The 9753-nt window shown below is 33.9% G+C and carries 18 protein-coding genes and 1 pseudogene; all 19 read left to right on the top strand.

Annotated features, from left to right (window positions below; genetic code table 11):
- Nucleotides 1-146: pseudogene (locus IHO13_RS00530) on the top strand (30S ribosomal protein S3); the annotation flags it as partial.
- Between the two features lie 11 nt (nucleotides 147-157).
- The gene (rplP, locus tag IHO13_RS00525) at nucleotides 158-571 is read left to right on the top strand and encodes a 50S ribosomal protein L16 (RefSeq protein ID WP_225537290.1); all 414 of its coding nucleotides are present in this window, start codon (nucleotides 158-160) and stop codon (nucleotides 569-571) included.
- Between the two features lie 11 nt (nucleotides 572-582).
- Nucleotides 583-786, top strand: coding sequence for a 50S ribosomal protein L29 (rpmC, locus tag IHO13_RS00520; RefSeq protein ID WP_225537288.1), 204 nt, complete (start codon nucleotides 583-585; stop codon nucleotides 784-786).
- Nucleotides 779-1012: a 30S ribosomal protein S17 gene (gene rpsQ / locus IHO13_RS00515; RefSeq protein WP_225537285.1), complete on the top strand. Its 234-nt coding sequence runs from the start codon at nucleotides 779-781 to the stop codon at nucleotides 1010-1012. Before rpmC ends, rpsQ begins: the two co-directional genes overlap by 8 nt.
- A 9-nt stretch (nucleotides 1013-1021) precedes the next feature.
- Entirely contained in the window at nucleotides 1022-1381 is a 360-nt protein-coding gene (rplN, locus tag IHO13_RS00510; RefSeq protein WP_041045221.1) for a 50S ribosomal protein L14, read from the top strand.
- Nucleotides 1381-1698, top strand: a complete 318-nt coding sequence (gene rplX, locus IHO13_RS00505) for a 50S ribosomal protein L24 (RefSeq protein WP_255586039.1) — start codon at nucleotides 1381-1383, stop codon at nucleotides 1696-1698. The genes rplN and rplX overlap by 1 nt, the downstream gene beginning before the upstream one ends.
- Nucleotides 1699-1704: 6 nt before the next feature.
- On the top strand, nucleotides 1705-2238 hold the full coding sequence (gene rplE / locus IHO13_RS00500) for a 50S ribosomal protein L5 (RefSeq protein ID WP_225537283.1): 534 nt from the start codon (nucleotides 1705-1707) through the stop codon (nucleotides 2236-2238).
- A gap of 15 nt (nucleotides 2239-2253) precedes the next feature.
- Nucleotides 2254-2562 carry a 30S ribosomal protein S14 gene (gene rpsN, locus IHO13_RS00495; RefSeq protein ID WP_225537281.1) on the top strand — a complete coding sequence of 103 codons (309 nt, stop codon included), beginning with the start codon at nucleotides 2254-2256 and terminating at the stop codon, nucleotides 2560-2562.
- 19 nt (nucleotides 2563-2581) lie between these two features.
- The gene (rpsH, locus tag IHO13_RS00490; protein ID WP_225537279.1) at nucleotides 2582-2977 is read left to right on the top strand and encodes a 30S ribosomal protein S8; all 396 of its coding nucleotides are present in this window, start codon (nucleotides 2582-2584) and stop codon (nucleotides 2975-2977) included.
- Nucleotides 2978-2993: 16 nt separating this feature from the next.
- Entirely contained in the window at nucleotides 2994-3539 is a 546-nt protein-coding gene (gene rplF, locus IHO13_RS00485) for a 50S ribosomal protein L6 (protein WP_225537277.1), read from the top strand.
- A 5-nt stretch (nucleotides 3540-3544) separates the two neighbouring features.
- Nucleotides 3545-3916 (top strand): 50S ribosomal protein L18, encoded by a 372-nt coding sequence (gene rplR, locus IHO13_RS00480; protein WP_225537275.1) that lies wholly within the window; start codon nucleotides 3545-3547, stop codon nucleotides 3914-3916.
- 12 nt (nucleotides 3917-3928) lie between these two features.
- Nucleotides 3929-4441, top strand: a complete 513-nt coding sequence (rpsE, locus tag IHO13_RS00475) for a 30S ribosomal protein S5 (RefSeq protein ID WP_225537273.1) — start codon at nucleotides 3929-3931, stop codon at nucleotides 4439-4441.
- Between the two features lie 3 nt (nucleotides 4442-4444).
- Nucleotides 4445-4915 (top strand): 50S ribosomal protein L15, encoded by a 471-nt coding sequence (gene rplO / locus IHO13_RS00470; RefSeq protein WP_225537271.1) that lies wholly within the window; start codon nucleotides 4445-4447, stop codon nucleotides 4913-4915.
- A 3-nt stretch (nucleotides 4916-4918) separates the two neighbouring features.
- A complete protein-coding gene (gene secY / locus IHO13_RS00465; protein ID WP_225537294.1) occupies nucleotides 4919-6247 on the top strand; it encodes a preprotein translocase subunit SecY in 1329 nt (442 codons plus the stop codon).
- Nucleotides 6244-6894 (top strand): adenylate kinase family protein, encoded by a 651-nt coding sequence (locus tag IHO13_RS00460; RefSeq protein WP_225537269.1) that lies wholly within the window; start codon nucleotides 6244-6246, stop codon nucleotides 6892-6894. The genes secY and IHO13_RS00460 overlap by 4 nt, the downstream gene beginning before the upstream one ends.
- Nucleotides 6895-6953: 59 nt before the next feature.
- A complete protein-coding gene (rpsM, locus tag IHO13_RS00455; protein WP_225537267.1) occupies nucleotides 6954-7322 on the top strand; it encodes a 30S ribosomal protein S13 in 369 nt (122 codons plus the stop codon).
- A 24-nt stretch (nucleotides 7323-7346) separates the two neighbouring features.
- Nucleotides 7347-7733 (top strand): 30S ribosomal protein S11, encoded by a 387-nt coding sequence (gene rpsK, locus IHO13_RS00450; RefSeq protein WP_225537265.1) that lies wholly within the window; start codon nucleotides 7347-7349, stop codon nucleotides 7731-7733.
- Between the two features lie 21 nt (nucleotides 7734-7754).
- The gene (locus IHO13_RS00445) at nucleotides 7755-8822 is read left to right on the top strand and encodes a DNA-directed RNA polymerase subunit alpha (RefSeq protein ID WP_225537263.1); all 1068 of its coding nucleotides are present in this window, start codon (nucleotides 7755-7757) and stop codon (nucleotides 8820-8822) included.
- Between the two features lie 7 nt (nucleotides 8823-8829).
- A complete protein-coding gene (rplQ, locus tag IHO13_RS00440) occupies nucleotides 8830-9258 on the top strand; it encodes a 50S ribosomal protein L17 (protein ID WP_225537261.1) in 429 nt (142 codons plus the stop codon).
- The last annotated feature ends 495 nt before the right edge of the window (nucleotides 9259-9753 follow it).

Genomic DNA, 9753 nt, shown 5'->3' with positions numbered 1-9753 from the left:
GAGCTGAGATAGCTCGTACTGAATGGTATAAAGAAGGTCGCTTACCTTTGCACACTTTACGTGCTAATATAGATTATGCTTTTTGTGAAGCAAAGACTATATATGGTATTATAGGAGTTAAGGTTTGGGTTTATGTTGTTAATTAAGGCGTATTGAAATGTTTGTCCCCAAAAAGAGTAAATATAGAAAGGTGTTTAAAGGGAGAATTAAGGGTAACACAAAAGGTGGTAGCACACTATCTTTTGGTAATTACGGTTTAAAAGCTATAGAAGCAGGTAGAATTCATTCTAAGCATATTGAGACTGTGAGGCGTGTGATATCCAGAACGTTGAAACGTTCTGGTAAAGTGTGGATAAGGATTTTTCCTGATACGCCTGTTAGTAAAAAGCCAGCAGACGTACGGATGGGTAAAGGAAAAGGTAGTGTTGAATTTTGGGTATTTAAAGCTAAGCCTGGTAGAGTGTTATTTGAGATTAGCAGTGATGTTCCCATGCATTTAGCAAGATTGGCGCTTGAAAAAGCAATTGCCAAGCTTCCTGTAAAATGTAAATTTATATCTAATCATAGTTGAACGGAGTTACGATGGACATAACTGACATTAGATCAAAATCTTCGCAAGAGTTGCATGAAATTCTTGTAAATTTGAGGAAAGAGTTTGTTAATTTGGTTTTTCAAAAGAAATTAGGACAGTGTAGTAATATTTCACGTTTTGGGTTGATAAGAAAGAGCATAGCTCGTATTTTAACTATATTAAATGAAAGAAGGATAGGGGAAGAGAATGCCTAAGAAGATTTTTTGTGGTGTTGTAGCTAAAGCTGAGTGCGATAAAACTGTAAAGGTCTCAGTATTGCGGGTATATAAGGATAAACTTTATAAGAAAGTTATAAAAAAATATAAAAAGTATACAGCACATGATGAGAATAATACTTGCAAAGAAGGAGATATGGTTTTTATACAAGAACACAAGCCTGTTTCTACTACTAAAAAATGGATTGTTGTGCGAGTTGAGTAAGGTGCTTATATGATTCAAAAAAATACATTGTTGGAAGTAGCTGATAATTCTGGTGCACGTGAAGTGCTTTGTATTGGCTTGTTAGGCGGAAGGAAGTCTGCATCTATAGGTGATACAATTATTGTGTCTACTAAATCTATCAACCCGAAAGGAAAGGTCGAAAAGGGAAAAGTATATAGAGCAGTTGTTGTTAGAGTGAGAAATCGTATCAGAAAATCTGATAACTCTGTAATTTGTTTTTCTAGCAATGCTGTAGTTTTAGTTAATAATCAAGGTGAGCCGCTTGGTACTCGAGTGTTTGGCCCGGTGAAGAAACTGCCGTCTGGTTCTTTTATGAAAATAATGTCATTAGCTGTTGAAGTTTTATAATGAGTGCAAAAATAAGAAGTGGTGATGACGTTATAGTTTTAACTGGCAGGGATAGAGGAAAAGTTGGTAAAGTAATCAAAATTATTACACGTGATGCTAAAAAAAAGGCTGTTGTTTCTGGAGTGAATGTACATAAGAAACATACTAAACCGAAAGCTGGTAGTAGTGGCGGTGTACTAAATAAAGAGTTAGCTATTGATATATCTAACATCGCAATATTAGACCCTAAGTATAAAGCTCCAACTAGAGTAGGGTTTAAGATTATAGATGGTAAAAAAGTGCGTTTTGCAAAAGTTTCTGGAGAAGTAATAGACTAGGTTGATATGTTTAAAGAATTATACAGAGATAGTATAGTAAAATCCTTGAAGGACAAGTTTAACTACGGCAACATGATGCAAGTACCCAAGCTTGTCAAGGTATGTATTAATATGGGTGTTGGAGATGCTGCTACAGACAGTAAAGCAATAAATGAGCCGCTTGATGATCTATATTTAATTGCAGGGCAAAAGCCTGTATCAACGTTTGCAAAAAAATCCATTTCTGGTTTTAAAATAAGGAAAGGCGCTACGGTAGGTTGCAAAGTAACTTTGCGTAAAGATAAAATGTATGAATTTTTAGAAAGATTGATATATGTTGCTTTACCGAGAGAAAAAGATTTTAGAGGGTTTAGTGTAAAACAATTTGATGGTAATGGTAATTTTTCCTTTGGTATAAAGGAGCATATTTCATTTTTAGAAATAGATTACGATAAAATAAGTAGGATTAGAGGTATGGATATCAATATTATAACAAGTACGACTAGTGATAAAGAAGCAAAAGAGCTATTGCTAGCTTTTAGATTTCCCTTTTTTGATTAATTAGAGAAGAGATATATGGCAAAAAAATCTATGATACAAAGAAATCTTCGTAGGATAAAATTGCACGATCAACATGAAGAGAAAAGAAAAAAGTTGAAATCTATAATAAATAATAAGAATATACCTATAAGTGAGAGGTTTGCAGCTCAAAATAAGCTGATTAAAGAGTTGCCTAGAGATTCTTCTCAAACCAGAATTAGAAATAGGTGTGCTCTAACAGGGAGACCAAGAGGAGTGTATAGAAAGTTTGGTTTATGTAGGATTGTTTTGCGTGATTTATGTTCTTTTGGAAAAATTCCAGGGGTTACGAAGTCTAGTTGGTGATATAATATAGGAGTATATTGTGGCATTGTCTGATAGTATTGGTGATTTTTTGACGAGGATACGTAATGCTCAATTGGCAATGCACAGGACAACAAAAGTTCTGTTTTCTAAAGTAAATTTTTCTATACTGAAAATCTTAAAGGATGAAGGATATATCCTTGGTTACCAGAAAGAAGTTGTAGGCAATGTGCCATCTTTTATCGTAAAATTGAAGTATTATGAGAAGTCACCTGTAATTAGTAATATAGTTAGAGTATCAAAACCTGGTTGTCGTCGCTATTCTAAATGCAGGGACATTGCTAAGGCATATAATGGACTTGGTATTTTTATTATATCTACGTCTAAAGGAGTGATGACTGATTACAATGCGCATAAATTGAAAGTTGGTGGAGAAGTTTTGTGTCGTGTATTTTAAGTAGTAGGAGGAATTTATGTCTCGTATAGGTGCTGTGCCTATCAATATTCCTGCTGGTGTTTCAGTTGAGTGTAATGATGGTAAAATGTTAATAAAAAGTGCCAAGGTAGAAAAAGAACTTAGGCTACGCAGTGATGTTGTATGCCATGTTGTTGATAATCAGTTGCTGCTTTTTGTTGATCAAAGCAAAGATAATTATAATGAGACAAAGCCTATATGGGGTACTTATAGGAGCAATATTAACAATATTATTAATGGCATGATTAATAGTTTTTCTGTTGATCTTGAAATTAATGGTGTTGGATACAAAGCGGAGTGTGATGGTAAATATTTGACTTTATATCTTGGCTATAGCCATAATGTGAAGTATAAAGTGCCTAAGGATGTTGAGATTAAGTGTGTAAAACCAACTCACTTAGTAGTGAGTAGTATAGATAAACAAAAAGTCTATATGGTAGCATCCGATATATGCAAAATTAGAAAGTACGACCCTTATAAAGGTAAGGGTGTTGTAATGAAAGACAAATTTATGTTACGTAAAGCTGTAAGTAAAAAGAAGTAATTAAGATGAGAAGATTACATAATTTTTTAAGTAATTATGAAAAAAGGAAACTACGTAATAGAAAGAAGCTCAATAACGGCGCTGAGCGTTTACGTATATCCATATTCAAGTCCAACAGGCATTTTTACGCTCAGTTAATCAATGACAAAAAAGGGGTGACTCTCACCTCTGCTTCTACTTTGGATGCTAAAATTAGGGATGTATGTAAAGGTAGGGTCAACGCTGAAACTGTAAAACAGGTTTCTTCTTTGATGGTTGAACGTCTATCTAATATGAAATTAGAGCAAGAGTTGGTGTTTGACCGTGGAGCATATAAGTATACAGGGTTGGTTCCTCAATTTGCTGAGGCTTTAAGAAGTTCTGGGTTTAAGTTTTAGAAGGTTTTAAATATGGTTGTAAAAAATTTACAAAATAACAACGATTTATCAGAGCTTTTAGTTTCAGTACGGAGAGTGACAACAGTTACCAAAGGTGGTAGAAGATTTTCATTTTCAATTTTGGTCGTTATTGGAGACGAGAAGGGTAGGGTAGGATGCGGAATGGGCAAACACGCAGAGGTTGCTGAGGCAAGGGTAAAAGCTGTAAATGCTGCAAAAAAATCGATGATTAGAGTGTACTTGCGTGAAGGTAGAACTTTGCATCATGATATTAAAGCTAAATTTTGTTCTGGTGAAATAGTTTTAAGAGCAGCTAGAGCTGGAACAGGTATTATTGCTGGTGGAGCGATTAGGTCAGTTTTTGAAGTGCTAGGCATAAAAGATGTAGTAGCTAAATCTACGAGATCAAATAATCCTCATAACGTTATATGTGCAGTGTTTAGGGCTTTTGATAATATGTTGTCTCCTCGTCAGGTGGCAAGCAAAAGAGGTAAAAAGATTAGCGAGATAGTTGGAAATAGGTAAAGTATGGATAGTACTATAAAATTAAACTCTATATTCACTAAATTATCGAAAAAAAAGAAACCTAAGTTGCTAGGTAGAGGTATTGGTTGTAGTAAAGGCAAAACATCTGGTAGGGGACATAAAGGACAAAAGGCTAGAAGTGGTGTTTCTATAAATGGATTTGAAGGAGGACAACAGTCTATATACACTCGTTTACCTAAAAGGGGTTTTAACCCTATAAGTAGGAATATATGCTTCATAATTAATGTTGGTGATGTGCAGCAGTTAATAGAAACTAAGAAAATAGTGAAAGATTCCATTATAGACAAAGAGGTGCTGTGTAAGCTAGGTTTGATAAAGTCTGCCAAGGATAAGATTAAGCTTCTCAATAAAGGTAAGCTGACTGAGAGGTGTGTATTTCACGTTGATTGTGCGTCAGAAACTGCAAAAAAATCTGTAGCTTCAGTTGGTGGTAGTGTGGAAATACTATCATAAATGATGAACAGCAAATCCACATTTAATAGTTTGGATTCTGCATTATTATATAAAGGCGATTTATTGAAGCGTATGTTTTTTACGCTAATCGCTTTAATTTGTTATCGTCTAGGTACTTATGTGCCTATTCCTGGAATTAACCTTGATATAATTAGTGATGTATTCCCTAAGGAAGGTTCTGGTGTTTTTGGAGTGTTTAATTTTTTTTCTGGTGGTGCATTAGCTAGGATGACAATCTTAGCACTAAGTGTTATGCCATACATAGTTGCATCTATAGTTATGCAGTTATTATCTTCTGCCATCAAAGGAATTAATGAAGTTAAAAATGATGGGGAATTAGGACGTCGAAAGATGAATTCCTACATACGGTATATGACTATAGTGTTTTGTGTATTTCAATCGATTACTATTTTGATCGGATTAGAAAGAATGAATAAGGAAGGGGTATTAATTGTAATTGAACCTGGTCTTATGTTTCGTACAGTAGGTGTTTTCAGCCTTTTAGGTGGAACTATGTTTCTAATGTGGCTTGGTGAGCAAATCAGTGCTAATGGTATAGGTAATGGTATCTCATTAATTATTTTTACTGGCATAATATCAGAGCTACATAGTGCTTTTTCATCTCTATTAACATTAAATAAAAGCGGTAACATATCGTTGTTTATTATCCTTTTTATTTTGGCGGTGTTTTTTTTGCTATTGCTTTTGGTTATTTTTGTAGAGTCTTCTTACAGAAAAGTCATTGTTCAGTATCCTAAAAAACAGTTTAAAAAATTACATAGTGACGATTTTACTTATATCCCACTAAAGATTAATTTATCTGGCGTAATACCAACTATTTTTGCTAATGCAATTTTACTTACACCTATTTCAATTGCAAATTTCTATAAGGGATATGCTTTTTCTGACTTTGTTTTGAATTATTTTATGACAAATAAAGTAGTTTATATTGTAGCTTACTTAGCGTTTATAATATTTTTTAACTTTTTCTACACCAATTTTATATTTAACCCAGAAGAAAATGCCAATTTTCTTAAAAAAAATGGTGGTTTTATACCTGGTAAAAGGCCTGGAAAACATACTTCTGATTACCTTCAAGATATAGTTTTTAAGTTGACGTTCATTGGCTCTACATATTTGGTGGTTATATGTGCTGTACCTGAAGTCATAAGATATTATTATGATATACCGTTTATTTTTGGTGGAACAAGCTTATTGATTATAGTTAACGTTGTTACTGATACTATCATGCAAATACAATCCTATATCTTTTCGAACAGATATGATAGCTGGATAAAAAAATATGAGTCTAAAACGAGAAAATTAAGATGATTATTACAATTTTTGGTCTTCCTGGCTCCGGTAAAGGTACTCAATCGAGCCTGCTAATAGCAAAGTATAACTTAAAGTTAATTTCAGTAGGGAATTTACTGAGAAATATTATATCTAGCAACAGCGAATTAGGTAAAAAAATAAAGGATACCGTAGAATCAGGTAATTTGATTCAAGATAAAGTTATATGTGAGTTATTACGTGACCAGCTTGCACTAGTAGATGATAATTTTTTGTTGGATGGTTTTCCGAGAAATTTAAATCAAGCTCGCTTCTTAACTCAAACTTTGCTGGGGAGATATAATAGAGATGTGGATGTTGTTGTTGAGTTACAGCTTGATGATAAGATTGCAGTTAATAGGTTAAAGAGTCGCCTTGTGTGTTTAGACTGCAAAAGTGTATACAGTGTATCTTCTCTTAAGAACGATGACGGTCTTGCTTGTATGAAATGTAAAAGTACAAAGCTAGAAAGGAGAATTGATGATTCTAACTTATCTGCAATTAATAGAAGAATAAGCAAATATCACATCCAAATAAAGGGTTTACGTGAATATTACAAAGACAAATTGTTAACGATCAATGCTAGTCTTAATATTGATCAGATAAGACAAGAGATTGAAAGCAAAATTTCTTGCAATTTAGTTTGACTCTGGACTGTTTTATGGTATAAATCAAGAGTTATTATTAATAAAGTATCGGAGTACCAGTGGCACGTGTTGCGGGTGTGAATGTTCCACTAAAGAAATGTGTTCCTTTTGCATTAACTTATATATATGGCATAGGTATTGCTACTGCAAACGCAATTTGTCATGCTTGTGAAATTGATAAAAGCAAACGTGTTTCGGAATTACAAGATAAAGACATAGAAAAGATCAGCAGTTTCATTAGGCAAAATTATTCTATAGAAGGTGAGCTTAGAAAAGAGGTGGCTATGAATATAAAGTTTTTAGTGGAAATGGGATGCTATAGAGGAGTGAGACACAGGAAAGGTTTACCTGTAAGAGGACAAAGGACTCATACCAATGCTAAAACTCGTAAAGGTAGATCTCGTTTGCCTATTGCTGGAAAAAAATAAGATTTGTTATTATTGTAAGTTTTAATGAAAAAGGTCGGAACAGTTGGTAAAAGTGCAAAAAAGTTTGTCACTGGAGTTGTCCATATTCGTGCAACTTTTAATAATACCTTTATAAATGTAACTGACGTTCAGGGTAACACTCTATACCAAACGTCTGCAGGTGCACATGGTTTCTCAGGTTCAAGAAAATCTACACCTTATGCTGCAAGTAAAGCTTCGGAATTTGCTGCAAAGGTTGCAGTAGAGAGGTTTGGTATGAAAGTTGTTTCTGTGGTAATCTGTGGCCCTGGTTTTGGGGCTGAAGCTGCAGTTAAGGCACTTCAGGGATGCGGGTTAACAGTAACCTCAATTGCGGATAAGACTGCAATTCCTCATAATGGGTGCAGATTAAGAAAAAAAAGAAGAGTATAGAATACTTGAAAAGGTTATTTTATGTATTATAACGATAGTGTTTCTGTTTTTAGCAACTTAGATAAATTGACTAGGCCTAATTCAATGAAAGTAGTGCCAGGTGATTCAAGCGAAAAAGGTGATATAGTACTGGAACCGTTGGAAAGTGGTTTTGCTTTAACACTTGGTAATGCATTAAGGCGTGTGATGCTGTCTTCTCTTATAGGTAGTGCTGTTTATGGAATAAAAATCGAGGGCATAACTCATGAGTTTACTTCAATTCAAGGAGTAAGAGAAGATGTAACTGATATAATATTAAACATGAGTATGTTGAGGTGTAAGTTGAGTGGCACTTTCAATAAATGCTTGAGTTTAAGTGCTAAAGGACCTTGTCAGGTATCGGCTGAGATGATAGAAACTGATGATCAGTGTTCTATTGTTAATAAAAATTTGCTGATATGTACACTTGGGCAGAATGTAGAGCTCAACATGACTATATATGTAGCTAGTGGAAAAGGCTACCTTCCTGTTGCTAAATATAAGGAAAACGAATTTTTGAAGTTAATGAATGAGCAAGATCTAATTGGGTTCATTCCGGTCAATGCTTTATATAGTCCTGTCAATAGAGTTTCATATAAGGTGGAGAATAGTCGTGTTGGTCAAGTTACTGATAAGGATAAGTTGATATTATCAATTGAGACTGATGGTACAATTTCTCCAAGTCAAGCTGTTGACTCTGCTGCAAGGATATTACAGGAACAACTTCAGCCTTTTATTAGTTCTGATGTAAGTTATAAAAAATCACAGGCTTCCCCATCTAACGATTATAGGGATTTGGGCTACGACCCTATCTTATTGAGCAAAGTGGACGAGATGGAGCTGTCTGTTAGGTCACATAATTGCTTGAAAAATGAAAATATTACTTATATAGGCGATCTTGTACAGAGAACAGAAAGTGAAATGTTAAGAACTGCTAATTTTGGTAGAAAGTCCTTGAATGAGATTAAGGCAGTTTTAAGTAATTTCGGCTTGTCTTTGGGTATGGATGTTCCAAATTGGCCACCTAAAGATATAGATGAATTGGCTAGACAACATACTGATGAAGATTAGGTAATATATGAAACATGGAATAAAAAAGCGCAAACTGTCTCGTCATACTGAACATAGGTTATCAATGTTAAAGAACCTATCTATCTCATTAATTAACCATGAGCAGATTATAACTACTCTACCAAAAGCTAAAGAACTTCGTCCATATATGGAAAAATTTATTACAATTGCTAAGAATAAGAATACTTTACACGGTAGAAGACTTTTGCTTTCACGCCTTCATAATAATATGTTAGCAGTTGATAAGTTATTAAACGTTTTATCTGGTCGTTACCAAGATCGTAGAGGTGGATATTCTAGGATAATAAAGTTTAACACTCGAAAGGGTGATCGTGCTTTAATGGCAGTGATAGAACTAGTTGACAGGGATATTAAAGCAAAAGGTAAGGTTTACAGTAAAAATAAAGAGGAAAATAAAGTAGTTACAAAAAGTTAATTATTATCATAATTTTTTTCTTATGATAAATAAGTTACACTATCTTATAGGCTATTTTGGTGAGTTGCTAGCTTTAATATATTTAAAGTTAAAGTGGTATAATGTTATAAAGCACTGCTATCGTTATAGGTTAGGTGAAGTTGACTTAATTTATCTAAATTAAAAAAGTTTCCTCACGATTAAAGGTGTAGCGAATTTATTATACATCTTATTTGATAACGAAAGTTGGTATAATCTTTGTGATTAAGAAATTTACTAAACGAAAAAAAGCAAAAGAAGCCCTAGTCAGTATCCATTTTCAGCATTGGCGTTTTTATGCCTTAAGCGCTGTGATTTAGCTACTTTTAAACGCAACTAGTCTAAGCTATAATATTTAAGGAATTTGCCAAGCAGAAAAAAAACAATAAAATCCCGAGATAGCTAGTTATTTCTCTCTATTTTAAAATCCGGCGTTGGGTGATGTCCTAAACGACTTATAAGCGCGTTTCAGCTTGT

It is taken from the genome of Wolbachia endosymbiont of Mansonella perstans (assembly GCF_020278605.1).
Classification (GTDB): Bacteria; Pseudomonadota; Alphaproteobacteria; order Rickettsiales; family Anaplasmataceae; genus Wolbachia.
This window is presented reverse-complemented; position numbering and strand designations above follow the sequence as displayed.

Bases quoted from the DNA above. Each gene is read 5' to 3' on its own strand.
- rplP (WP_225537290.1), top strand. From the start codon at position 158: ATGTTTGTCCCCAAAAAGAGTAAATATAGAAAGGTGTTTAAAGGGAGA.
- rpmC (WP_225537288.1), top strand. From the start codon at position 583: ATGGACATAACTGACATTAGATCAAAATCTTCGCAAGAGTTGCATGAA.
- rpsQ (WP_225537285.1), top strand. From the start codon at position 779: ATGCCTAAGAAGATTTTTTGTGGTGTTGTAGCTAAAGCTGAGTGCGAT.
- rplN (WP_041045221.1), top strand. From the start codon at position 1,022: ATGATTCAAAAAAATACATTGTTGGAAGTAGCTGATAATTCTGGTGCA.
- rplX (WP_255586039.1), top strand. From the start codon at position 1,381: ATGAGTGCAAAAATAAGAAGTGGTGATGACGTTATAGTTTTAACTGGC.
- rplE (WP_225537283.1), top strand. From the start codon at position 1,705: ATGTTTAAAGAATTATACAGAGATAGTATAGTAAAATCCTTGAAGGAC.
- rpsN (WP_225537281.1), top strand. From the start codon at position 2,254: ATGGCAAAAAAATCTATGATACAAAGAAATCTTCGTAGGATAAAATTG.
- rplF (WP_225537277.1), top strand. From the start codon at position 2,994: ATGTCTCGTATAGGTGCTGTGCCTATCAATATTCCTGCTGGTGTTTCA.
- rplR (WP_225537275.1), top strand. From the start codon at position 3,545: ATGAGAAGATTACATAATTTTTTAAGTAATTATGAAAAAAGGAAACTA.
- rpsE (WP_225537273.1), top strand. From the start codon at position 3,929: ATGGTTGTAAAAAATTTACAAAATAACAACGATTTATCAGAGCTTTTA.
- rplO (WP_225537271.1), top strand. From the start codon at position 4,445: ATGGATAGTACTATAAAATTAAACTCTATATTCACTAAATTATCGAAA.
- secY (WP_225537294.1), top strand. From the start codon at position 4,919: ATGAACAGCAAATCCACATTTAATAGTTTGGATTCTGCATTATTATAT.
- IHO13_RS00460 (WP_225537269.1), top strand. From the start codon at position 6,244: ATGATTATTACAATTTTTGGTCTTCCTGGCTCCGGTAAAGGTACTCAA.
- rpsK (WP_225537265.1), top strand. From the start codon at position 7,347: ATGAAAAAGGTCGGAACAGTTGGTAAAAGTGCAAAAAAGTTTGTCACT.
- IHO13_RS00445 (WP_225537263.1), top strand. From the start codon at position 7,755: ATGTATTATAACGATAGTGTTTCTGTTTTTAGCAACTTAGATAAATTG.
- rplQ (WP_225537261.1), top strand. From the start codon at position 8,830: ATGAAACATGGAATAAAAAAGCGCAAACTGTCTCGTCATACTGAACAT.